Below are 25,196 nucleotides of genomic sequence, written 5' to 3' on the forward strand. Positions count from 1 at the left end.
ATGCAAGCCAAGCTCCTTCTTATAACACCACCTTTTACACAGCTGAATACCGCCTATCCTGCCACGGCGTACTTAAAAGGATTCTTGGAAGAACATGATGTTTCGGTATCTCATTGCGACTTAAGTATCGAGTTATTTACTACCATCTTCACAAGTACATTTTTAAATGAGATTTTTGATGAAGCCGAAGCATTGGGCAATAACCATTTTCCAGAGCTTCATGCCCATAGAGATGCTTACATCTCTCAAGTTGATACAGTCATAGCTTTTCTACAACAGCACGATATTGCAACAGCACGTCAAATTTTAGAAGAGGGTTTTCTGCCGCAAGGGCATCGACTCAAAAATGTGAATAAATACATTGAATGGGCAGAAGGTGATGAGGGCATTATTGATAAAGCCAAGCATTACTCAACACTATTTGTGGAAGAGATAGGGGATTATATACAAGCGAATGTAGATGAGTTTTTTGCCTTCACGAAATATGCTGAACAAATTGGATCATCGGCTAGCAGCTTTGATCAATTGGATGAATTTTTGAGGTATCAGCCTACCTTGATTGAAGATGAGATGCTGAACATCTTAGAGGAAAAGATTCAAGCATACGCTCCAACGCTTGTTGGTTTTACCATACCTTTTCCTGGGAATCTATTCGCTGCATTGCGATGTGCGCAGTTTATCAAACAGTTCTTTCCAGATATACAGGTGGCTTTTGGTGGGGGCTATTGCAACACCGAACTTCGAAGTTTGGAAGATCCTCGCATCTTCGAAATCGTGGATTTCATCTCCCTAGATGATGGGGAAGGCCCCCTACTTAAAATGATTGAGTTCCAAGAAGGGAAAGTGGGCCTAGATGACCTTGAGCGAACCTATGTGTTGGAAGATGAGAAGGTGGTGTACAAGAATAAGATTCCGAATACCATCTATCACCACAACAGCTTGCCAGCACCAAACTATCAAGGCTTGCCTTATGATAAGTATGTGTCATTTTTGGATGTTGTGAACCCGATGCATCGCATGTGGACCGATAAGCGCTGGAATAAACTAACCATTTCGCATGGGTGCTATTGGCGACAGTGTTCCTTCTGTGATGTGAGTTTAGATTACATTGGCAATTATCAAAATTCGACTGCGGATCTCTTGGTAGATAAAATTGAAAAAATCATTGAGGATACCGGTATCACAGGCTTCCATTTTGTGGATGAAGCCGCACCGCCTAAAATGTGTAAAGCGCTTTCTAAAGCCTTGCTAGAAAGAGGGGTTAAGATTACTTGGTGGACCAATATTCGTTTCGAAAAAACATTTAACTTTGAGCTTTGTGAGCTGATGGCCGAAGCAGGGTGTATTGCGGTTACGGGTGGACTCGAAGTGGCTTCAGATCGCCTGCTTGCCAAAATGAATAAAGGGGTGGATATCGCTCAAGTGAGTCGTGTAACGAATAACTTCTCGAAAAATGGCATCATGGTGCATGCCTACTTGATGTATGGTTTCCCAACCGAAACACAGCAAGAAACCATCGATTCCTTAGAAGTAGTTCGTCAACTCTTTGAAAAGAACTGCATTCAATCTGCTTTTTGGCACTTGTTTACAACGACTGTACACAGTCCGATTGGCAAAAACCCTGAAGAGTTTAGTATTGAAGTAACAGGTCCTGAATTCCAAGGCTTTGCCCAAAACGACCTCTGGCATGTTGATCCTGAAGGCACCGATCATCCAATGTATACTAAAGGACTAAACCAAGCACTGCATAACTATCTTAACCGCACAGGCTTTGATGTCGAATTACAGGATTGGTTTGATTTCCCGGTTACCCCACCTAGTCACCCTCGTAACTTGATTGAAAGCTATTTGAATTAAGGGGGTTGTAGCATTACCACTTTTACTCGATCCCAACGTCCTCGTTGGGAATGCCTTCTAGAAGCTCCAGCTTCGCATATGGCGATGCTCTCTAAACTACCGACCAACGACGTCATCCTGGACAGCGGAACGAAGTGCAGCGTGATTCAGGATCTTTTATGACTACAAGCCACATTCACTTCTTCTCTTCCCCTTTTGTGTGGACAAAAGGGGAGCAAAAGCCACCGGCAGGAATTTATTCGGGCCTTCATTATCCGCGCCAGGCACAACATGCAATTCCGCTCCGCAACCCTTGCGTCGCGGCGCATGTTCTGCTTCTCTGCCGCTGTGCGAAATGAAGGCAACTCCTGCTCAATTCCAACGCCGGGAGTGCTTGGAGCCATTAAGGTATATTAGGGGCATCTACTTACATCTATAGATATCTCCCTTCGGTCGATATGACAAAGAAATAGAATCCACCTGTTTTGTCACTTCGAGTGCATACGAGAAGTCTAAAGGTCTTAGATAGAAACAAATTTCCTTTTTCAACCTCGATAAAAAAACAACGGCGTCATCCTGAACAGCGGTCCGCCAGCTGGCGGACAGGATCTTAAGTTGGCTATGATTGTGCGTTAGGATTTTGGATGAAGCGTTGCTTGAGATTCATGCAGCGCAAATAGGTTTCCCTTACAGATCCTGAATCAAGTTCAGGATGACCAATTAATTTTAAGCTGATTCATATTATAAATATTGTCACTCCTACCAAGCCACATTCACTTCTTCTCTTCCCCTTTTGTGTGGACAAAAGGGGAGCAAAAGCCACCGGCAGGAATTTATACGGGCCTTCCTTAGCCGCGCCAGGCACAACATGCAATTCCTCTTCCGCCAACTGGCGGACTCGGCGCATGTTCTGCTTCTCTGACGCTATGCAAAATGAAGGCAACTCCTGCTCAATTCCAACGCCAGGAGTGCTTGGAGTTTTTTAGGTTAATCCAGTAAGTGTTACTTAACTCTTATCTAGCAACCAAACAAAAAACAACGACGTCATCCTGAACAGCGGAACGAAGTGCAGCGTGATTCAGGATCTTAAGTTGGCTATGATTACTCTCACAAACGTTTTCCTTCGTTCCCAACGTCCTCGTTGGGAATGCATTCAAGAAGCTCTAGCTTCGATTTCTCGCCCAACTCAAAGATTTTAACGAGCATATTGCGAGTACTGCAGCGAGTGAATTGAATAATATATCCCGTAGATCAAATACACGATTGGGTAGGAAAAATTGAATGCATTCATCAATGCTTCCAAATAGAATTGTAAATAGGATAGCTAAAATTGACGGATATGTGAGGGTGTTTAAATGCCGATTTCTCTCTATTAAAGTGAGATATAAAAGAGAAGTAAATATACTGTATTCAATAATATGTGTTCGCTCTTCAGGTATTTCTATTCGCACAAGTACAAACAGGTAAACAGCAAACACTCCTATAGATACACCTATAATAGAAATGTCAGGTCGCTTTTTTAATCCAAGTAATACAAGAGCAAGTAGTATGAAAATAAAACTAAGGATAAAGAGGGGAACCAATAACCCTGAATCTTTTAAAATTGAATTTAGCGGACGAGCGATGCCTATGCTAATGTAAATTGCTAGTAGGACCAAAAATGTGGAGATCCAAAGTTTCTTCTCTAATTTCGAAGTAAATAACGGAGCTTTTTTATTCATCGATGTACATTGTGTAGTCACTATGTCTATTTAATAAGCTTAGCTCAGTTTAGAATAGCTATAATTATATTATTGAAGTACGTATTATTTTTAGTTTTGATGCTTGATGGAGGTTTAGAATTTATGTTTATGGCGCATTTAAATGTTAAAATTTGATACTTGACAAATAAATTTAAATCAGACTTTGCATAGAAGTTTCTTATTTCTCATTTTGCAAGTCATGCAAACAACACTTGCACATAGAATTGATCAACGTTCATTACGGCGCACTCTCCGGCGGCAGTAACGTCTTAGGGTAATCGTTTATACACGAATACCTCTCTCATCTTATACGCTTTTTTAAGCAGTTCAATTCTAATTTGTCTTACGAGACAACCATTCAATAACATGTCGGTTTCTATTTATTTTGGTACGTCCAAACATGCGGTATATGCAGCAGAAATTTGTGCTTTAATTGAAAAAGCTGCACAACAAAGAGGCACTGGTATTGCTAAACGTGACCCAGAGTACATTAAGAATAAATTTAAAAATGAAAATGCTGTAATAGCATTAGATGGGAAAAAACTGGTTGGGTTTTGTTATATCGAGATATGGGAAAATAAAAAGTATGTAGCCAATTCAGGACTTATAGTACATCCAGAATACCGGAATAGAGGGTTAGCCAAACAAATTAAATCTAAGGCATTCGAACTATCGAGTAAGAAATATCCTGGCTCAAAGCTTTTTGGTATTACTACGAGTTTGGCGGTTATGAATATCAATTCAGAATTAGGGTATAAACCCGTCACCTTCTCTGAACTAACTCAGGATGAAACATTCTGGGTAGGATGCAAAAGCTGTCCGAATTACGATATCCTATCTAGGAATGACAGTAAAAATTGTTTGTGTACTGGCATGCTATATAACCCTCAGGTTCAGTACAAGAAGCCAAAAGCACAAGAATATGTAAACATGAAGAAACTATACCAATGGGTGCAAATGAAAATCACTTTAATTCATAAAGGTCTAAAACCTCTAACGTTTTTTAAAAGCTTTGTAAAAGGGATAGTGAATAAAGCTTAACTGAAACCTTACTCAGGAAATAAAAAGATAGTAATCATGAAAAAAAATAAGAAAGTAGTATTAGCATTTAGTGGAGGATTAGACACCAGTTTTTGTGCAATTCATCTAGCAAAAGAAAAGGGGTATGAAGTACATACAGTAGCTGTTAATACGGGTGGTTTTAATGATGCAGAACAAAATGCATTAGCAAATAAAGCTACTAAACTGGGTATAAAACATCACACTTGTATAAATGTTGAGCATACATTCTATGAGCAAGGAATAAAATATCTGTTGTATGGGAATGTGTTAAAAAATCATACTTATCCACTTTCGGTAAGTGCGGAACGTGTTTTTCAAGCTATTGCTATAGCTGAATATGCTAAACAAATTGGGGCTGATGCTATTGCTCATGGTAGCACAGGAGCTGGAAACGATCAAATTCGCTTTGATTTAATTTTTAATGTAATGGTTCCTAACTTGGAAATTATTACCCCCATTCGTGATATGAAACTGAGCCGTGAAGAAGAAGTGGGTTATTTAGTTCAACATGGAATTAAAGAAGAATGGGAAAAAGCCAAATATTCTATTAACAAAGGATTGTGGGGCACTAGTGTTGGGGGTGATGAAACATTGACCTCAAATCTACCCCTACCTGAAGAGGCTTGGCCTACGAAGTTAACCCGCAAAGATTCAATTACCCTTGAAATTGGTTTTAAAAAAGGGGAACCGGTTCGTTTAAATGATACACTTCTATCTCCAATTCAACTTATTAAAAAGTTACAAGCCCTTGCACAACCTTATGGCGTTGGCAGAGATGTGCATGTAGGCGATACCATCATAGGTATAAAAGGTCGTGTAGGCTTTGAAGCAGCTGCACCTATAATTCTAATCAAAGCTCATCAACTTTTAGAAAAGCATGTATTGGGCAAATGGCAAATGCACTGGAAAGATCAACTAGCTAATTGGTATGGTATGCTTATGCATGAGGCACAATTTTTAGATCCGGTTATGAGAGACATAGAAGTTTTTCTAGAAAGCACTCAAAACAACGTAACGGGCAGCGTGAAGATAAAATTAGAATCAAAGCAGATAGAATTATTAGGAATAGAATCTGACAACGATTTAATGCAAACCAATCAGGGTCAATATGGTGAAATGAATAACGGATGGAGCGGTGAGGATGTAAAAGGATTTACGAAAATCTTAGCGAACGCAACTCAAATCCAAAACGCGGTGCACCAAAATGATTAAAGTTGGAATTATAGGAGGAGGAGGGTATACAGCGGGTGAATTAATACGACTCTTAGTAGCACACCCGAAAGCAGAATTGGTGTCAATAATGAGTAATAGTCATATTTCTAAAAAAATATATGAAGCTCACCCAGACCTTATAGGTGAAACTGATTTAGTGTTTGAGTCCGAATTAAAAGATGATGTAGAACTAGTTTTTATTTGTTCGGGGCATGGAAAGTCAAAAGAAATACTAGCCTCAGGTATAATACCTACACAAGCAAAAATCATTGATCTTAGTACGGACTTTAGATATAAAGAAGATCATGGATTTATTTATGGCCTACCAGAGTTAAAGAGAAAACAGATTCGTACAGCAGATTATGTAGCCAACCCAGGTTGTTTTGCCACTTGTATACAATTATGTCTGATACCATTAGCAGCTGCAAAAAATCTTAATAATGATATACATATTTCAGCCATAACAGGGAGTACGGGTGCTGGGCAGAAACCCACAGCGAATACCCATTTTAGCTGGAGAAGTAATAACGCTTCCATTTATAAGGCATTTAAGCACCAACATTTGGTAGAGGTATCTCATAGTATTATAGAGCTTCAACATAGTTTTAATCAATCCATTCATTTCATTCCATTCCGAGGTGCTTTTACTAGAGGTATCATAGCTGCGTGTTACATGCATACATCTCTTACTCTTGAAGAAGCTACTCATTTATTCAGTACATATTATGCCCACCATCCATTCATAATTATTTCAGAAAAAGCGGTTGATGTAAAACAAGTAGTGAACTCGAATAAATGTATCATTCATTTGCAAAAAGAAGGCCATCAATTACTAATAACAGGTGTTATTGACAATTTATTAAAAGGAGCTTCTGGGCAAGCAATTCAAAATATGAACCTAATGTTCGCTATGGATGAATCTTTAGGTCTAAAATTAAAAGGGAGTGCATTTTAATGAATTTACTACCTGTGTACTCCTTATTTGATGTGGAACCTGTTGAAGCTAAAGGCCAATATGTATACACAATTGATGGCACTAAATATCTAGATTTATATGGAGGCCATGCCGTTATATCTATTGGTCACTCTCATCCACATTTTGTAAAGCGCCTATCCGAACAACTAAGAAAGATTGCATTTTACTCAAACTCCGTTCTAATAAGAAATCAGCTAGAACTAGCTAAGAAGCTAGGAGCAATGTGCGGTTATAAAGATTGGAATTTGTTCATGTGTAATTCGGGTGCAGAGGCAAATGAAAATGCACTGAAACTCGCTTCAGCGTACAATCAAAGAAAAAAGATATTGGTCTTTGAGAAAGCTTTTCATGGACGAACCTCACTGGCAGTGGCAGCTACAGACAATTCAAATATTGTATTCCCAATTAATGAAGGAGCAGAAGTTGTTCGTTTACAAATGGAAGATTTTGAAGGGACTGAGGAAGAGATATTAAAACAGGATATATGTGCTGTGTTAATAGAAGGTATTCAAGGGATAAGTGGAATTCATACACCTTCTGTGAAGTTTCTAAAACACCTAAGAAAATTATGTTCGCAAACGAACACAGTTTTAATACTTGATGAAATTCAATCTGGTTATGGGCGAACGGGTAAATTTTTTGCACATCAACAGGCTAGTATTGAAGCCGATATTGTGAGTATGGCAAAAGGTATGGGCAATGGTTTTCCAGTTGGGGCTATTATCTCTCAACCTAAATTCGAAGCCTCCTTAGGAATGTTAGGTTCTACATTTGGCGGTAATCATCTAGCATGTGCTGCTTGTTTAGCAGTGTTAGAAGTTATTGAAGCCGAAAACTTAATTAACAATGCAGAAAGTATGGGTTCATTCTTGATGGATGAACTCGGCAAACTTCCAAGGGTAAAAGAAGTGCGTGGTGCAGGTGTTATGATTGGTGTTGAATTTGATTTTGAAATCGCAGAATTGAGGAAAAAACTACTCTATTTTCACCAAATTTTTACTGGATCCTCTTCAAATAAGCATACGCTAAGATTATTACCCTCCCTGAGTATTAAAAAACCAGATTTAGAAATATTTATATCAGCCTTAAAAATGGAATTATTATGAACGGATTTTTTTCAATCGATGATGTTGACGATTTACCTAACCTCATTAAAATGGCTAAGGATATTAAAAAGAACCCCTATAAACAGCATAAAGAACTACAAAATAAATCGATATGCTTGTTATTTTTGAACCCAAGTCTTCGCACCAGATTAAGTTCACAAAGGGCTGCACAAAACTTAGGGGTACACGTTACAGTATTTGATGTAAGTGCAGGAGGTTGGCAGATTGAATTTGAAGATGGTGCGGTTATGAATGGGAACAGTGCTGAACATATAAAAGAAGCTGCTGCTGTGATTGGGACCTATTTTGATATTGTTGCAGTTCGAGCTTTCGCACAGTTACAAGATCGTTGTTTAGATTATTCCGAACAGGTATTGAATCAATTTATAAAGCATTGCCCTGTACCTGTAGTAAATTTGGAGTCATCAACACGACATCCACTGCAAGCCTTTGCTGATGTATTGACTATTGAAAGTCATAAAAAGGTCGAGAAGCCAAAGGTGGTATTAACGTGGGCACCACACCCAAAAGCATTACCTCAAGCTGTAGCGAATTCTTTTTCTCTTTGGGTTCAAAAATCAGACTACCAGTTAACAATTGTACAGCCCAAAGGCTATGAGCTTGCCCCTGAGTTTGTTGGTAATGCAAAGGTTGAATATGATCAATTAAAAGCCTTTGAATGCGCAGATTTTATTTACGCAAAAAACTGGAGCAGTTATTCGGACTACGGTAAAATTCTAACGAATGATAGAAACTGGATGGTTGATGTGGCTAAGATGCAAAGAACCAATGAGGCTAAATTCATGCATTGTTTACCCGTTAGAAGAAATGTAGTAGTGAGCGATGACGTAATTGACAGTGCGAACTCCCTTGTAGTTGAAGAAGCCTCAAATCGAATTGTATCTGCACAAACTATATTCAAAAATATTCTTGAACAATGAGTGAAATAAAAGTTATAAAAATTGGTGGGAAAGTAATTCAAAGTGAGGCAAAACTAGATCAATTTCTGCACGATTTCGAAAAGACTGGAGGAAAGAAAATTCTAGTGCATGGTGGAGGCAATTTAGCTTCAGAGATTGCGGATCAGCTAGGTGTACAAAGTAAAATGGTTTCTGGTAGAAGAATAACTGATGCTAAAATGCTAGAGGTGGCTACTATGACTTACGCAGGACTTGTAAATAAAAAAATTGTAGCTAAACTTCAGGCTCTACGATGTAATGCTTTGGGATTAACGGGGGCAGATCTAGATTTGATTCGATCGGTTAAAAGAAGCTCGAATCCTATTGATTTTGGTATGGTAGGAGATATTCAATACGTGAATTCCGAGATTTTAATACAATTATTAAATATGGGGATAACACCAGTTGTTGCTCCACTAACGCATAATGGAAAAGATCAATTATTAAATACCAATGCGGATAATGTGGCGAGTTACATTGCCTGTAGCTTAGTAAATCATTCAATCGTTTCACTAGATCTATGTTTAGATCTCCAAGGGGTTTTGAACGGAGATGAACTTGTAACAGAGATGAATTTATTACTCTATCGCTATTTAAAAGGCATGGGTAAAATAACTAACGGAATGATACCTAAAGTAGATTTAGGATTTAAAGCTTTGAATGAGGGGGTAATAAATGTTCGAATTCTAGGCTTTGATACCTTTAAAAATAAGAAAGCCGGAACTAGGATAGTGAAATAGAAAAATTAAGACTGCATTGATTAATACTAAGGGGACACCTTTCAAGAAGGAGATTGAATTATGATGAATTTAAACCAGCAGGCAATTGAACTTTTAAAAGAGCTAATTGCAATTCCTTCCTATAGTGGTGAAGAAGATAAAACCGCTAATGTGATAGAAAACTATTTAAAAACTTTGGGTTTCAGCACTCAGCGAAAAAAAAATAACGTTTGGGCATGGTCAAAAGAAAGAGACCCTCAAATGCCTACATTATTATTAAACTCCCATCACGATACTGTAAAAGTCTCTTCAAAATGGACTTATAAACCATTTAGTGCCACACTTGTGGATGGTAAACTATATGGGGTGGGGAGTAATGACGCAGGTGGTCCGCTTGTTAGTTTACTTCACACATTTCTTCATTTGGCGAAATTTGAACAGCCATATAATCTGGTATTTTTAGCTTCTGCTGAAGAAGAAACATCAGGAAAAAATGGGGTTCCTATTGTATTAGATGAATTGGGCTCCATTGATCTAGGTGTTGTTGGAGAGCCCACTTCAATGAAAATGGCCATCGCAGAACGAGGCCTTCTTGTACTGGATTGTTTAGTACATGGAAAAAGTGGACATGCCGCACGAGGAGAAGGAGATAATGCACTTTATAAAGCAATGGATTACATCAAATGGTTTAAAGAGTATGAGTTTGAAAAGGAATCAGACATATTAGGTAAGGTGAATATGACAGTGACTCAAATTGAAGCTGGTAGCCAACATAATGTGGTGCCTGATGAATGTAGTTTTGTTGTAGATGTGCGTCCCAATGAGTATTACACCAATTCGGAAATTTTAAATGTGATTAAACAACACATTGATTGTGATGTTGTTCCTAGGTCTACACATTTAAAAGCCTCAAGTATCCCCAAAGATCACCCCATTGTATGTAAGGGTATGGAGTTAGGAATTACAAGCTACGGCTCTCAAACAATGTCTGATCAAGTTCATATGCCTTTTCCTTGTATTAAATTAGGTCCAGGTGATACTCACCGTTCTCATACAGTAGATGAATTTATTTACTTAAGTGAAATTAAAGAAGGCATCGATTTATATATACAATTATTAAGTAATCTAGAGTTTTAGGGAGTTATAATGGCAAAGAAATTATGGGACAAAGGGTATACAACTGATCAAATTATTGAGCAATTTACCATTGGGAAAGATCGAGAGCTAGATATTGAATTGGCAAAGTATGATGTTATCGGTACCATCGCTCACATTACAATGTTGGAGTCGATAGGGCTTATTAAGCCAACTGAGTTAGAACAGCTGACCAAAGAATTAAATAGAATTCAGGATGAAATTACTACTACTAATACATTTGAAATTGAAGATGAAGTAGAAGACATTCATTCACAAATTGAGTTGTTACTTACACGAAAACTCGGAGATTTAGGTAAAAAAATACATGCAGGTAGATCTCGTAATGATCAAGTATTGGTTGATATTCGTCTATACTTGAAAGATCAAATAAAAGAAATCCAATCATTGTCGAAGGCATTATTTGAGGTACTTATACATAGTGCAGATGAGTATAAAAAAGTATTAGTACCCGGTTATACTCATACTCAAGCCGCCATGCCAAGTAGTTTTGGGCTATGGTTCTCGGCGTATGCAGAAAGCTTAGTTGATGATATGGAAGTGTTGAAGGGCACGTATAAAGTTGTGAACAGAAATCCTTTAGGTTCTGCCGCTGGTTATGGCTCAAGTTTCCCCTTAAACCGACAAATGACCACAGAATTATTGGGCTTTGAAAGTATGGTATATAACTCAGTGTATGCACAGATGGGACGTGGTAAAACCGAGCAAGTGGTAGCCTTTGCTATTGCAAATATAGCCTCTACTTTAAATAAGCTAGCGGCCGATGTTTGTTTATATAATAGCCAGAACTTCAATTTTATACATTTACCTAATGAGTTAACTACGGGATCTAGTATTATGCCTCATAAAAAGAATCCTGATGTTTTCGAATTATTACGTGCTAAAACAAATGTTTTAAAAACACTACCGAATCAGATAATGATGAGCATAAGTAATTTAACTTCAGGCTATCATAGAGATTATCAGCTACTAAAAGAACTATTATTTCCCGCTATCACAGAGATAAAAGATTGTTTAAGTATAACTTGTTATGCGGTCTCAAAAATCGAACCTGCTAAAGACGTTTTAAAAGATCCTAAATACAAACTTATTTTTTCTGTAGAAGCTGTTAATGATTTAGTTATTAATGGTACACCATTCAGAGAAGCCTATCTTCAAGTAGCGAAGATGATAGATAAGGGTGAATTAAAATCTCAAACAAGTAAATTGAATCATACTCATGAAGGGAGTATAGGAAACTTAATGTTAAAAGATATTCAGCGTAGAATGGAGAACGTCTTAAATTTAGAACATTGACTCAAAAGGGAAGGAAGTAGTTTATATATGAGTGTTTGTTTATGAAACTCTGACTATATCGAAGCTCTATATAATAGGAGTCGTAAAACGAGAACATTAAAGATAAGGAACAACGATGCAATTTCTTTTATTTATCCACCCATATAAAAACGCCGTCATTCTGATCCGCCAGCTGGCGGACAGGATCTTAATCTGGCTATGATTGTGCGTTAGGATTTTGGATGAAGCGTTGCTTGAGATTCATGCAACGCAAATAGGTTTCCCTTACAGATCCTGAATCAAGTTCAGGATGACCAATTAATTTTAAGCTGATTCATATTATAAATATTGTCACTCCTACCAAGCCACATTCACTTCTTCTCTTTCCCCTTTTGTGTGGACAAAAGGGGAGCAAAAGCCACCGGCAGGAATTTATTCGGGCCTTCATTATCCGCGCCAGGCACAACATGCAATTCCGCTCCGCAACCCTTGCGTCGCGGCGCATGTTCTGCATCTCTGCCGCTGTGCGAAATGAAGGCAACTCCTGCTCAATTCCAACGCCGGGAGTGCTTGGAGCTTTTAGGTTTATCCAGCAAGTGTTACTTAACTCTTATCTCGCAACCAAACAAAAAAACCAACGATGTCATCCTGAACAGCGGAACGAAGTGCAGCGTGATTCAGGATCTTTATTTGCATACTAAGCCACGTGAAACTACTCCAGTCATCCTAAGCGTAGCGAAGGATCTTGAGGTATTTTTTACTGAATTGATGTAAATCAAGGGCCGTGGGTATATTGTTCACAGCATTCAATGGATTGTTAATCCCTAGCTATTTTCCCGAAAGATCCCACAATGCAAACTCGCAGATCGGTAAGACTTCACTCTAATCACTACGAATAACTTCAAACTGACCGGGGGATACCTTAATAGGGTGGGGGAAGCCTTTCCCAAGTACTTTCATATTATCTTCGTTCAATCCATCTACATCATCAAACCCACTATTCACTACCTCTTGGAATGATTCGTACGAATCCCAAACCACGATATTTACAAAATCGAAGGTGTTATTAGCATTGATAGATTTATAGAAGGTTGAACTCACAAATCCTTTTTTAGTCTTGAAATACGCGATATAGATATCTCTTACTTTGATGGCTTCCTCTTCAAAGCCCTCAGGTACTTCAATTGAATTTATTACACTAATTGGTTTCATAAAGAAATGGGAATAGATTGGTTTCCATGAACTAATTGCCGATTAGCAGAAATGATACGAATTCCAGAAATGATGAGTACTTTACTTATGTGTTGAACCCCATTTTGCCATTTCGATTAAAATGTGTTCTAAGGACTTACCTTTATCGGTTAACTCATATTCAACTCTAGGTGGTACTTCAGGATAAGAAATGCGATTAACTAAACCATCTACTTGGAGTTCTTTCAATTGGGTGATAAGCATACGTTCTGATATACCAACTAAGAGGTTTTTTAATTCACTGTATCGAAGTGTCTTTTCGCTTAATAGAAATGCTAATATGTTTAGCTTCCACCTCCCGCTTAAAATGGAATTGGTATAGGCTATACCACAATTTTCTTCTATCTGTTTTTTATTAATTGTATTGGTAGAACAACTCTTTCTCATTTCTTACTCATTTGTTAGTACCATACAATTTTGTAAGTACTGTTTACTCATGCTTATAACCTCTAGTTTTTGAAATAAACATTCAATATTAAATTATTATTTATGAAAACATTATTTCAAATTATCAATTGGGGCGCATATAGTTATCTAGTTTATGCTTTTGGTTATGCAAGTCTATTTAAAGTATTTCAAAAGCAAAGTATGATGGAGAATATGAATAATTTTGGCTTCGGTAAATTATGGACTTTATTTATTGGGTATGGTGAATTATTAGGAGTAGTTGGCTTGCTAGTTGGCTTCTGGTATCATGAAGTTAAAAACATATCTGTTCTTTGGCTTTTTCCATTTGCTGTTGGAGCACTAATGGTTCATTTCGCACATCACGACTTTAAATACTTTTATACAGCCTTTTATTGTTGTATCGCTTGCGTGCTATTACTACTAACAGACAAACATTTTAAGATCCTCGTGTAATAATAGGGAGGAGTAAGCGAGGATTAGGGATCCTGATCCGTAAGCTGGCGGACAGGATCTTAAGTTGGCTATGATTGTGCGTTAGGATTTTGGATGAAGCGTTGTTTGAGATTTATGCAGCGCAAATAGGTTTCCCTTACAGATCCTGAATCAAGTTCAGGATGACCAATTAATTTTAAGCTGATTCATATTATAAATATAGTCACTCCTACCAAGCCAAATTCACTTTCTTTTCCCCTTTTGTGTGGACAAAAGGGGAGCAAAAGCCACCGGCAGGAATTTATTCGGGCCTTCATTAGCCGCGCCAGGCACAACATGCAATTCCGCTCCGCAGCCCTTGCGTCGCGGCGCAAGTTCTGCTTCTCTGCCGCTGTGCGAAATGAAGGCAACTCCTGCTCAATTCCAACGCCGGGAGTGCTTGGAGCTTTTTAGGTATATCCAGCAAGTGTTATTGAACTCTTATCTAGCAACCAAACAAAAAAACCAACAACGTCATCCTGCGAGCCAGCTGGCGGACAGGATCTTAATCTGGCTATGATTACTCTCACAAACGTTTTCCCTCGTTCCCAACGTCCCCGTTGGGAATGCCTTCTATAAGCTCCTACTTCGCATATGGCAATGCTATCTCTCAATTTTACTTATCCATATTATAACGCCGTCATCCTGAACAGCGATTCGCCAGCTGGCGGATCCGCCTTGAAACGCTTGTTATGCGAATGTACTAAGTTTATGTTTTGAATACGTCTCGCATTTCCCATTGCTTTGAGGCACCAATCGCTATTCCCAATGGAAAAAGAGATGATGATAGAAAAAAGAATATTCCAAAGGCATCACTACTATTGAAAATGGAGATCATTGCTCCAGTTAGAAAAAAAGAAGTTCCAAATAAGCCAAAAACCCAGAAAAAGAAAACCGCCGAATCATAGAGTCCTCGTTTCATATGACCTGAATTCTTTTTTTGAAAATGAAGTACATGCTGAGTCATTGGAATTGAAACCGCAGCCATAACGCCGCCCATAAGAGGTATTATAAGTCCATCTGGTAATTCAAAGAATATCAATCCGATCAATACAAATGCCGAATACCATGAAACTAGAACTCTTGGGCCCCAATATTCGGTAAGCTTGTATCGATTTGGTTTTTCTTCCATTGATCTCTTTTGTTCGCCTAACGACCCGGCGTTTAACCTGTTCGCCAGCTGGCGGCGCGGCACGGGGATTATGATTTGGTTGAAATAGCGAAATATATTCCTGTCAATCAAGTTTCATCGCACCCCGTCCACATCCGATTAAAAACGCATAGTTATACCGCGTTGTTTAAATCTACGGGAAGGCCAGCGGCTTTCATTTCTTTTGCTAGATCTAATTTCCATGCTTGGCGTGTATCAATTGGAATGAACAAGACTCCATTATAGTCAGAAGGTATTTCAACACCTTCTTCGTATAAAACGCATACTCGATCCCTACCTAAAGTTCCAAGAAAAAAGCCAAGTTCTAAAATCACGTTTTGTCTCGCTCTTGGTTCTTGATCTTCAAAACCAGTATCTATAGTTCCTCCACGATCATCTCCTGTCAAGAGAACTACAGCGAAACCAACATCTGAGTGATCTATAAATTTTTCTAAAATGGTCATTCCTTTATTTGGCTGTTCTCTGAGAATGGTAACAGGTAATTCTAATTTTTCTAGAAAGCGTGCGCAGGTTTGAATTGCGGATTCATCATGCCCATGAACTAAAAAAACTCTATTTCCATGAGAACTTTCTGAATCAGAGACAGCACCTTTTTCTACTAAAGTCTTAACAGCTCCAATCACTTTGCTTAATTGTGTTTTGCCTTGGTGAGAGTGTATTGATCTTCCTGAAAGAAAACCTGCTTCAAAATAGTTTGGATAAACAGCTTTTCCCATTCTAATTGGAACGACAATTTCTTCTTTTCCAACAATTTGATCAAAAATGTCTGCAACTTCACCGTAGACTTCTGTTATTTCTGTGTGAAGTTTTTTTCCTTCATCAGTAGACTGGTACATGATGGGGACGTACTTTTCCACTAAATCACGTAGATGTTCAAGTCGGTTAAGTTTTTCTTGTAGATTCATCTTTGTTAATTAGCGGTATAACGACCCTGCGTTTAAGCGGCGCAAAGTTTTAGTTTTTGTTGAATTAACTGATTAATTCTATTTCTCACAAGCTTTCCAGCGAACCCTAACTGCGACCGCCTTGAAATGCTTGTTATACAGCACTTTAATGTTTATAAATTTGTAAAAGATAAACTCGAGAATCAATTTCCACATCATCTAAAATTAACGTGTCACCACTAAAATGAAATATTTGTGTGATTGGCTCTCCATTTCCTATCATGGTTAGAGAATCTAAATTAATATGAAAACTCCCACTTCTTTTATTGCTGGAACTATCGACCATAAAAGCTATCGCTTGGAAAGTTGAATCGGATTTAAATGAGACCTCAATTTTTGTGATGAAATCTCCGCCATCATTTCCTCCAAATTTTACGCTTTCCCATTCTCCAATAAAATCATGACTCGATTGATTGCCATTATGACAACTAAATGTAGTTAAGGAAATGATAAGTAGAATTATTGATCTCAATTCTTGTTGCAGCATAACGACCTGGCGTTTAACCTGTCCGCCAGCTGGCGAAGCGGCCCCGTTATAATTTAGGTTTTAGTTAAAAGTAAAATAGAGCGAAGTCCCGACCACTGTCGGGATCCGCTTGAAACGATTGTTAGCAAAACGGTTTTTAGTTTAAAGTGCATAATTATTAAGAGTATCTCGAATTGAGAAATTAATCTTGTTTGCTGGACTCAATCCTTCTATAAAATCCAATGAATGTTCCAATTTCAAAAATAAAGGGTATAAATCGTTTTCATGATCTGTGAAAAAACTTAATTCAAGCCCATTATCGAAAAAAAGCTTTGTATATAATACTTGAGCATGCATTGTGATACCATCCAACGACTCTATGTATTCGGTTGGGATTGATGAAACGATTAAAGATAGATCACTAAAAAAAGGCTTGGCTTTATTGCTTTCAAAAATTGTATCGACATTTACATTTTCTACAGGTTCATAGTAAAAATACCCTGAACTGTCGATGATTATGTTCCTTTGCGGGCAACCTCCGTAATAACATTCGCCAGAAGAAAACTCTATTCTAACCAACTTTGGCTGATTCCAAATTGGTTTAAATCGCCTGAATTCATATTCAACCGTATCAAATTCAAAGTCATTTACCCTTCTTTGCTGTCGTTCTAGAACCGACTCAAAGGTAAATTTTGAATCTGTTAGTTCAGTGATATAGAAGATATGCTGAGAAACTTCTTTATAAGTAATCCGTGATTTATAGGGGGAATCTAATTCAACCACAATAGAGTCATCATAAACTGTATACTTTTGATAAAAGAAACTGTTGAAGAGAAGACTATCACCAGATATATGCATGTAAGATTTATTTTCTCCTGATCCTTGCCAATCTCCTTGTAAATTTTCAAAATTAGTCTGGTTTTCAGAGCAACCAATCACTAGAACTATTAAACAAGATTTGAAAAGTAGTTTCATTCTGTAAGTTTGGCTAACATAATATTATCAGAGAAGGTCTTCGGAAAACATTACACAAACAACCCTAACAACCCCAATCCCTGTTGGGCTTAAAATACCAAAAGATCCCTATAAATCAATTACTAATGGTTAACTGCTAATGGTGAGCGGTGGTAATGGGTAGGCGTGCTTAGTCACTAGCGAAGTGGGGGGGGTAGTCCTACAAGTTTTTTAATGTATGTCGAACTACGGCGAAGGAGTTTTTAGCTACTTCAGGGAGGAATTCATTGAAGTTGAGAGAGGCTTCTTCGTTGGCTTTGTCGGAGATGGTACGCACTACTAAAAATGGAATGTTGTTGATGGCACACACTTGTCCCACTGCCGCGCCTTCCATCTCAATGGCATCGCCTTCAAGTTCTTGAGTGAGGTAGGTATGACTGTCTAAAGCACTATGGGTGAAAAATTGATCTCCCGTTAAAATACGTCCTGTATGAATATGCTGCTCTGATTGAACACCCTGGGCAATAGAAAGTAGTTCATTGTTGGCTTCAAAGACTTTGAAATCTGTGTAGGGAATTCGACCGCGTTCAAAGCCTAAAGCACGTACATCCATATCGTGTTGTACACAATCTTTAGATAGCACAATATCGCCAATTTCGTAGGTGGTGTTCAGCGCCCCAGCAACACCCGTAAATAATAAATGGGAGGGAGCATAGGTGTCGATCATGTGCTGGGCAATCATAGCTGAAAACACCTTACCTATACCCGACTTCACCAACACCACGTTTTTGCCTTCTAACAGTCCATGAAAGAACACAAAGTGATTCCATGCTTCTTCCTTCATGTCTTCAAGATGGTGAAGGTATTCTTGAATTTCGGCATCCATAGCACCAATAATGGCAATAGGGGAAGTCGTAGGGCTCATACTTATTGCTTTAACCTTTAAGGAATACGAGTATTACCAGCCAATACGGCCTTTGTTTTTATCACGAACTAACTCGTTGTTTACGGTATTTGGATCTTCAGGCATCACAAAACCAGGAGGCGGTGTAAAGGCATCATTTCCCCAAAAAGCATCGGGATCGGCAGAGGCGTAGTTAATGAATGTTCCAACGATTGGTAAGGCCGTTCGTGCACCTTGACCAATACTATTTGGGTCATCTTTAGGGAATCGAATACGGCGATCCGCACCACCTACCCACGAGCCCATCACCATATGAGGAGTCATACCTATGAACCAGTTATCGGAAGAGTTATTAGTAGTTCCTGTTTTACCGGCAATATCTTGGCGCACACCATACACGTTACGCAGACGAACTCCAGTACCATGGTAATCTTCACCACCACGAATTACCCCACGCATCATATCTAGCATGATGTAGGCTGTTTCAGGGCTGATTACTTCTTTGCGGTATTCCGGTACATATTCTTTAAGCACATTGCCTTCACGATCTTCAATACGGGTAATGGCTATAGGTTCAATATGAACGCCATTGTTTGCGAAGGTGGTATACGCCGAAGTGATTTCCAAGAGAGAGACTTCCGCTGTACCTAATGCAATAGAAGGGAAGGCTGGTTGATCCGACATATCGATGCCTAAATTGGAGGCCATGTCTTTGATTTTTCGTGCAGCGCCATCAAGTTCCCATAGTTTGTTGGTGCCAGGGTATCCCGCAAGTTCGGGTAGCAGACGAATGGTAATATTGTTCAAACTACGAGCTAACGCTTGGCGAATCGGTATCATATCCGGACCAGATGCCACCGTAGCATCTTTCGGGGCCCATACCTTGCCGTTTCGATCTCGGAATGAAATAGGGTATTTCGAAAATTTGTGATAGGGCTTAAATCCATTATCGATGGCTACGGCATACACAAAGGGCTTGAAGGTTGAACCCGCCTGACGTTGTGATTGGTATACATGATCGTACTGAACGTCGCCATAGTTAGAACCTCCAACCCATGCCAAGATGTTACCGTTAGAAGGCTCAATGGCTACAAAACTAGCTTCAAGTCGTGTTTTAGCTCGAAGCACAGAATCCATAAAGGCTTCATTGGCCTTCAGGCTATCTAACACCACCTTTCGTATTTTGGTGTTATAATTCTGAAAGCCATTTTTATACTCGTCGGTTTCTTCCAAAAAGCTGTCTTTGAAGAGGGGGTATTTCGCCCATAGTTTGTCGAGGTATTCACCACCGGGTGTGGTCCATTCTGCTTCGAATTTACTTTGAATGGAATCAAGTTTGGTTGCTACGGCCGCTTCGGCATGCTTCTGTAAACGAGAATCGATAGTGGTGTAAATCACCAAACCATCTTTATAAATATCATATCCATTTTCTTCGGCCCAACCTGTTACACGCTGACGTACATATTCCCCAAAATATCGGCTTACTCGTCCCGCTTTTGATGGGGGCTGGTAATCAAGAGCAATGGGTTCTGCTGTTAGTTGATTGTATGTGTCATCGTTGATGAATCCTTGATTTCGCATCAGGAACAACACCACATCACGGCGACGTTTAGAGCGTTCTGGGAATAATCGTGGGTTATAATAATATACCGCATTAACGGAGCCTACTAGAGTAGCCGCTTCGGTTACGTTTAATTCTTTAGCAGATTTGTTGTAGTGTGTTCGTGCAGCCGCTTCAATACCAAAGGCACTGTTACTGTACTCAACGGTGTTTAAGTACATCTCAATGATTTCGCGCTTGGTATAATTCTGCTCAATCTGAACGGCGGTTATCATCTCTCGGAATTTACGGGAGATGGAAAAAGCGAGACCAATTTCTTTGTAAAGGTTTCGGGCTAATTGCTGACTTAGAGTAGATCCACCTTCAACACGGCCTCTCAATAGGTTGATAGGGATGGCAAGGGTTCGAAACATATCGATACCCCAGTGGTTGTAGAATCGGTGATCTTCGGTAGCAACAAGCGCGTTTATAACATTGGGTGAAATTTCAGAATAAGGCACCCAAGTACGGTTCTCCGTAAAGTATTTGTCTAACACCACCCCGTCTCTACTACGCACTTCAGTAGCTATAAAAGTATCGGGGTTTTCTAATTTCTCGAGAGGAGGTAAGCCTTGAATGAGGAAGTAAAGGTATCCTAAACCCGCAAGTACAAGCACCCCAGCTATACTGCTTGTCCATACAATGATTTTCTTTTTCAAGGAATCAGATTCAGAGCCGTACGAACTTTTTTTAGGGTCAGAGCCTGCCTGCTTTTTCTCTTTTTGTTGAGCTAAAATCTCTTTCCTGTACTCAGGATCGTTAAAGTACCGTTGGTGATCTATAGGATTATTGGTATCGCTCATTCTGCTGTAGTTGATTCTTTGAAAGGTACGAATTCTTGGGTGGATGCTTTCCAACTAACGAGATGAAATCCATCTTTGTTATATAAAACCAGACTCCTATGGTGAAAGAAAGTTCCGAGGTTTATATACCGTCCGCCAGTAAAAGTTTCCATTCGTGGAATATGATCGTGCCCGCTTAGAATATAGTCAAAATTCGTGGAGTTAAGCACTTGTTCTGCATGTATATTTAATGCAGTGGCTGAATGAATATCTCTCACCTTCGATGCTTTGGAAAAATGCTTCATTACTCCAATTCCCATTTCCGGAGGAAGTAAGGATTGATAGAGCTTTATAAATGCCTTACTTCTAAGCATTCGATGAAATAGTGGACGTTTTAATGGCTTCTGATCATCTATATAATGTCCATCTCCGTGAATCAATAGTACCTGAAGTCCTGCTAAGTTGAGGCTTCTATAATCCGTTTCTACATCAAAGCCCATCGACTCAAAGTAGCCAAAGTCCCAATTATCATGATTCCCTGTGATGTAAACAATGGGTTCAACCTGCTGATTATATCGCTTTAAAACTTCCAGTACATCGGGGGAAATATTCGGTACCCATTGTTTTTTGGGATACTCCATCCAGTAATCAAATAAATCGCCCAGTATGAATAACTTCAGCTCGTAGGCAATACAGAATTCAACCAGAGCTATAAACTCTTGTTCAATTGCTTTCGCTTCGGTGGGTTGAAAGGCCCCTAGGTGTACATCAGAAATAAAAACATATTCCCTGTGGGGCATACTTATTTTTTTCGTGTGATTACGTAGTGAATGAGGTCCACAAAATCTTTTTTAGCCTCTGAATCTGGAAGTTTTTCTAAGCCCTCAATGGCTTTATTGGCATAGTCGTACATGCTTTCTTTGGCATATTCCATACCTCCACTTTTGTGCACGAATTCCACAATCTCTTCTACATTCGCAGATGACTTTTTACGCTTCTTCATGAGCGCACGAATATGAGCGGCCTCTTTTTTGGAAGCATGCTCCATCGCCTTAATGAGGGGAAGGGTAACTTTGCGTTCTTGTATATCATTTCGCTTCGGTTTGCCGATGTCATAAACGCCGTAGTCGAAGAGGTCATCTCGTATTTGGAAGGCAATGCCTATACATAGACCAATTTCAGCCATTAAATCGTGCATGCTTTCATCATCCGTAGCGGATACGGCACCACACTCGCAACAAGTTGAAATCAAGCTGGCCGTTTTTTCGGAGATAATCTGAAAGTAACGGTCTTCGGTCATATTAAATAACCCAGCCGTTTTAAGCTGACGAAGTTCGCCTTCACTCATCTTTTGCACGGCTTGCGATTGCACTTTCAACAGTTTGTACTCTTCGTTCTCAAGGGAAACAAGTAAGCCACGCGAGAGCAGGTAATCGCCTAATAAAACTCCGGCTTTGTTCTTCCATATTTTATTGATGCTCACAAATCCACGGCGACTATTCGCTTCATCTACTACATCATCATGAATCAAAGTGGCGGTGTGCAGTAACTCAATCATCGTAGCGGCAATGTGGCTACGGCGTGTAATACCACCAAACAAGTTCGCCGTCATAAACACGAGGGTAGGGCGCAGCTCTTTTCCTTTTTGGCGATGAAGGTAATTCAACACTTGATCTAAGAGGAACACATCGGTTTTGATGGTATCCTTAAAAAATGATCTAAACTCATCGAGGCTATCGGATACAGGAGCCGTTATTTCCTTTAAGGATTTCCTCGTAACAGTTTCGTTACTTATGCGCGGAAGTACAGAGTTATCGATCATCAAATGTGTTTAAATTTTCTTAAACTTGAGAAGTCTAGAATTTAGTTAATATCTACAACAATATTTTAGCGATAATATTCAATTATAAAACCAATCATTGTGCTGAAACCTGTAGTAGAAATAAAGAATATTGGAGTGCTCACTAGTGGTGGTGATTCCCCTGGTATGAACGCGGCTGTTCGCGCAGTAGTTCGCTCAGCCACTAAAAGCGGTATAGAAGTTCTAGGCATCAAACATGGATATCGTGGATTGATATCGGGCGAGATTGAACTAATGGATACTCATTCGGTTTCAAATATCATCCAGAAGGGCGGTACCATATTGAAGTCGGCACGCTCTGATGAGTTCAGAACAAAAGAGGGGCGCGCAAAGGCGGCAAAGAATATTAAGAAACACGGCATTGATGCTTTAGTGACTATCGGGGGCGATGGGACTTTCACCGGAGCCAATATACTTAGCGAAGAGCATGGGGTGAATGTAGTGGGTGTGCCGGCTACCATAGATAATGATATCATCGGAACGGACGAGACCATAGGTTACGACACGGCACTGAATACCGCCCTAGAAGCAATGGATAAAATCCGAGATACCGCAGATGCCCATGAGCGTATGTTCTTGGTGGAGGTAATGGGACGTGACTCTGGATTCATCGCCTTACTTACTGGGATAGCAGGTGGCGCTGAATTGGTATTGTTGCCTGAAGAACTCACCGACGTGAAGGAAGTAAAAGCTCAGTTGAACTCAATGTTAGAGAATCAGGTGCGTAGCAGTTTAATTGTGGTAGCTGAAGGAGATGAAATAGGCGGTGCTATAAAATTAGCCGAGCAACTGAAAGGTGATTTCGATAAGTATGACATGAGAGTATGTATACTTGGGCACATCCAACGTGGAGGCTCGCCTACCGCACGTGATAGAGTAAATGCAAGTAGAATGGGGGCCGAAGCGGTAAAGGTGTTATTAGAAGGGCATAGTGATGTGATGGTGGGTGTAGTGAATAATCAGACAAAAATAACCCCCATACGTGTAGCGGTTTCTAGAAAAAAAGAATTAGATCAAGGATTATTGGAACTAGCGAGGATATTACGATAAATGATAAGAGTAGATCTAACAAAGGCTACAGAGGTTTTCGAGGAAGGAGTTTTAGAGGAAGCTTACAGAATAGCCAGCGATGCATTTACTGAAGTACAGCAGGGCACTGGCAAAGGAAATGAATGGCTAGGGTGGAGAGATATTTTAGCAAACCCCAATGATGCACTTCTAGAGATGATAAGTTCCACCGCTAAAAGCATTCGCTCGGATGCAGATGTAGTAATTATATGTGGAATTGGTGGTTCTTATTTAGGTGCAAAGGCTGTGATAGAAGCACTGAGCCCCAGTTTCAAGAAACGAGGTCCTGAAATTATTTTTGCGGGGCACAACATCGATGGGCGTTATCTAGATGAGCTATGCCAATACATAAGTGAACCCAAAGCCGACGGTACCGCAAAAAGTGTGTATATTAATGTGATATCGAAGTCGGGTTCTACCTTAGAAACAGCTATCGCCTTTCGTGCACTATTAGCCGAGTTAGAACATCATGAGGTTGATCTTAAAGACCGTGTGATTGTAACAACCGGTGAGGAAGGTGGGCTATTAAATAGCTTTGTTCAACACTACGGCTTTCGAAAGTTTGTGATTCCAGAGGATGTTGGTGGTCGTTTCTCTGTATTAACGCCTGTGGGTTTGTTACCCATCGCAATTGCGGGCTACGATATTAGAACACTTTATTATGGAGCGGTCTCAGTCTATAGAAGCTATGAAGAGCAACCTGAAGATATTCTACGATATGCCGCGCTTCGAAAAGCGCTTCATGACGCAGGTTGGAGGGTAGACCTCTTTAGTTTTTTTGAACCGAGAATGGTAGAATTTGGAAAATGGATTCAGCAACTCTTAGGCGAAAGTGAGGGTAAAGAAGGGAAGGGGATATTCCCGTCGGTAGCCTGCTACTCTACTGATTTACATAGCATTGGACAGTTTGTACAGCAAGGTACGCCTTCTGTATTTGAGACCTTGATATCAGTGGAGCAAGCAAGTAGTTCAAAGAAAATTGAAGAAACTGTAAATAATATTGATCAGCTTAATTATTTATCCGGTAACTTATACCACGAGGTAAACAGACTTGCGAAAGCTGGAGTCGTGGAAGCGCACAGCAAAGGTGGAGTCCCGATTATAGATATTACAATCGGATCAATACATGAAGAAAATTTAGGCGAACTCATCTACTTTTTTGAATTGTTTACGGCCGTTTATGCGTATAGCATGGGCGTAAACCCATTTGATCAACCGGGGGTTGAAGATTACAAAAAAGCGATGTACCGTTTGCTCGGAAAAGAATAAAGATA

General features: G+C 39.4%; 23 protein-coding genes. 12 read left to right on the plus strand and 11 right to left on the minus strand.

The features are described 5' to 3' along the window. Window positions 1–1,857, plus strand: a complete 1,857-nt coding sequence (locus B155_RS0100470; RefSeq protein WP_018126260.1) for a radical SAM protein — start codon at window positions 1–3, stop codon at window positions 1,855–1,857. A 1,142-nt stretch (window positions 1,858–2,999) separates the two neighbouring features. Here B155_RS0100470 and B155_RS14090 read toward each other — a convergent pair. Beyond that, entirely contained in the window at window positions 3,000–3,557 is a 558-nt protein-coding gene (locus B155_RS14090; protein WP_018126262.1) for a VanZ family protein, read from the minus strand. A gap of 387 nt (window positions 3,558–3,944) precedes the next feature. Between B155_RS14090 and B155_RS0100480 the strand changes: the two genes are divergently transcribed. The 8 genes from B155_RS0100480 to argH are packed head-to-tail and all read left to right on the plus strand — an operon-like array spanning window position 3,945 to window position 12,063. Continuing rightward, window positions 3,945–4,619 carry a GNAT family N-acetyltransferase gene (locus tag B155_RS0100480; RefSeq protein ID WP_018126263.1) on the plus strand — a complete coding sequence of 225 codons (675 nt, stop codon included), beginning with the start codon at window positions 3,945–3,947 and terminating at the stop codon, window positions 4,617–4,619. A gap of 36 nt (window positions 4,620–4,655) precedes the next feature. Beyond that, the gene (gene argG, locus B155_RS0100485; protein ID WP_018126264.1) at window positions 4,656–5,852 is read left to right on the plus strand and encodes an argininosuccinate synthase; all 1,197 of its coding nucleotides are present in this window, start codon (window positions 4,656–4,658) and stop codon (window positions 5,850–5,852) included. Next, the gene (argC, locus tag B155_RS0100490; RefSeq protein WP_018126265.1) at window positions 5,845–6,807 is read left to right on the plus strand and encodes an N-acetyl-gamma-glutamyl-phosphate reductase; all 963 of its coding nucleotides are present in this window, start codon (window positions 5,845–5,847) and stop codon (window positions 6,805–6,807) included. Before argG ends, argC begins: the two co-directional genes overlap by 8 nt. Continuing rightward, on the plus strand, window positions 6,807–7,934 hold the full coding sequence (locus B155_RS0100495) for an aspartate aminotransferase family protein (protein ID WP_018126266.1): 1,128 nt from the start codon (window positions 6,807–6,809) through the stop codon (window positions 7,932–7,934). The genes argC and B155_RS0100495 overlap by 1 nt, the downstream gene beginning before the upstream one ends. Next, window positions 7,931–8,875 (plus strand): N-acetylornithine carbamoyltransferase, encoded by a 945-nt coding sequence (locus B155_RS0100500; RefSeq protein WP_018126267.1) that lies wholly within the window; start codon window positions 7,931–7,933, stop codon window positions 8,873–8,875. Before B155_RS0100495 ends, B155_RS0100500 begins: the two co-directional genes overlap by 4 nt. Next, window positions 8,872–9,633: an acetylglutamate kinase gene (gene argB / locus B155_RS0100505; protein WP_018126268.1), complete on the plus strand. Its 762-nt coding sequence runs from the start codon at window positions 8,872–8,874 to the stop codon at window positions 9,631–9,633. Before B155_RS0100500 ends, argB begins: the two co-directional genes overlap by 4 nt. Window positions 9,634–9,693: 60 nt before the next feature. Continuing rightward, window positions 9,694–10,749, plus strand: coding sequence for a M20 family metallo-hydrolase (locus B155_RS0100510; protein WP_018126269.1), 1,056 nt, complete (start codon window positions 9,694–9,696; stop codon window positions 10,747–10,749). Between the two features lie 9 nt (window positions 10,750–10,758). Then, on the plus strand, window positions 10,759–12,063 hold the full coding sequence (gene argH, locus B155_RS0100515; protein WP_018126270.1) for an argininosuccinate lyase: 1,305 nt from the start codon (window positions 10,759–10,761) through the stop codon (window positions 12,061–12,063). 861 nt (window positions 12,064–12,924) lie between these two features. On the opposite strand, the gene B155_RS0100520 is transcribed toward argH, so the two are convergent. Next, on the minus strand, window positions 12,925–13,254 hold the full coding sequence (locus B155_RS0100520; protein WP_018126271.1) for an antibiotic biosynthesis monooxygenase family protein: 330 nt from the start codon (window positions 13,252–13,254) through the stop codon (window positions 12,925–12,927). Between the two features lie 81 nt (window positions 13,255–13,335). Next, window positions 13,336–13,680: a winged helix-turn-helix transcriptional regulator gene (locus B155_RS0100525; RefSeq protein ID WP_018126272.1), complete on the minus strand. Its 345-nt coding sequence runs from the start codon at window positions 13,678–13,680 to the stop codon at window positions 13,336–13,338. Between the two features lie 102 nt (window positions 13,681–13,782). On the opposite strand from B155_RS0100525, the gene B155_RS0100530 reads away from it, so the two are divergent. Beyond that, window positions 13,783–14,154, plus strand: a complete 372-nt coding sequence (locus tag B155_RS0100530; protein WP_018126273.1) for a DoxX family protein — start codon at window positions 13,783–13,785, stop codon at window positions 14,152–14,154. A gap of 727 nt (window positions 14,155–14,881) precedes the next feature. Here the strand turns inward: B155_RS0100530 and B155_RS0100535 are convergent. From B155_RS0100535 to B155_RS0100570, 8 genes are all read right to left on the minus strand, one after another. Then, window positions 14,882–15,304 carry a hypothetical protein gene (locus B155_RS0100535; protein ID WP_018126274.1) on the minus strand — a complete coding sequence of 141 codons (423 nt, stop codon included), beginning with the start codon at window positions 15,302–15,304 and terminating at the stop codon, window positions 14,882–14,884. Window positions 15,305–15,456: 152 nt separating this feature from the next. Beyond that, the gene (locus tag B155_RS13805) at window positions 15,457–16,248 is read right to left on the minus strand and encodes a TIR domain-containing protein (RefSeq protein WP_018126275.1); all 792 of its coding nucleotides are present in this window, start codon (window positions 16,246–16,248) and stop codon (window positions 15,457–15,459) included. Window positions 16,249–16,393: 145 nt separating this feature from the next. Next, complete coding sequence (locus tag B155_RS0100545; RefSeq protein WP_018126276.1) at window positions 16,394–16,774, minus strand: hypothetical protein; 381 nt, start codon at window positions 16,772–16,774, stop codon at window positions 16,394–16,396. A 141-nt stretch (window positions 16,775–16,915) separates the two neighbouring features. Beyond that, on the minus strand, window positions 16,916–17,728 hold the full coding sequence (locus B155_RS0100550; protein ID WP_018126277.1) for a hypothetical protein: 813 nt from the start codon (window positions 17,726–17,728) through the stop codon (window positions 16,916–16,918). A gap of 199 nt (window positions 17,729–17,927) precedes the next feature. Further along, complete coding sequence (locus tag B155_RS0100555) at window positions 17,928–18,632, minus strand: 5'-methylthioadenosine/adenosylhomocysteine nucleosidase (RefSeq protein ID WP_018126278.1); 705 nt, start codon at window positions 18,630–18,632, stop codon at window positions 17,928–17,930. Between the two features lie 33 nt (window positions 18,633–18,665). Further along, window positions 18,666–21,014, minus strand: a complete 2,349-nt coding sequence (locus tag B155_RS0100560; RefSeq protein WP_018126279.1) for a penicillin-binding protein 1A — start codon at window positions 21,012–21,014, stop codon at window positions 18,666–18,668. Continuing rightward, window positions 21,011–21,793: a UDP-2,3-diacylglucosamine diphosphatase gene (locus B155_RS0100565; protein WP_018126280.1), complete on the minus strand. Its 783-nt coding sequence runs from the start codon at window positions 21,791–21,793 to the stop codon at window positions 21,011–21,013. The genes B155_RS0100560 and B155_RS0100565 overlap by 4 nt, the downstream gene beginning before the upstream one ends. A gap of 2 nt (window positions 21,794–21,795) precedes the next feature. Continuing rightward, window positions 21,796–22,815, minus strand: a complete 1,020-nt coding sequence (locus tag B155_RS0100570) for a polyprenyl synthetase family protein (protein ID WP_018126281.1) — start codon at window positions 22,813–22,815, stop codon at window positions 21,796–21,798. Window positions 22,816–22,914: 99 nt separating this feature from the next. On the opposite strand from B155_RS0100570, the gene pfkA reads away from it, so the two are divergent. Both pfkA and B155_RS0100580 read left to right on the plus strand, forming a co-directional pair. Beyond that, window positions 22,915–23,904, plus strand: coding sequence for a 6-phosphofructokinase (gene pfkA / locus B155_RS0100575; protein ID WP_018126282.1), 990 nt, complete (start codon window positions 22,915–22,917; stop codon window positions 23,902–23,904). Next, window positions 23,905–25,191 (plus strand): glucose-6-phosphate isomerase, encoded by a 1,287-nt coding sequence (locus B155_RS0100580; protein WP_018126283.1) that lies wholly within the window; start codon window positions 23,905–23,907, stop codon window positions 25,189–25,191. The last annotated feature ends 5 nt before the right edge of the window (window positions 25,192–25,196 follow it).

The sequence above is a fragment of the Balneola vulgaris DSM 17893 genome (genome assembly GCF_000375465.1).
In the GTDB taxonomy this organism is placed as follows: domain Bacteria; phylum Bacteroidota; class Rhodothermia; order Balneolales; family Balneolaceae; genus Balneola; species Balneola vulgaris.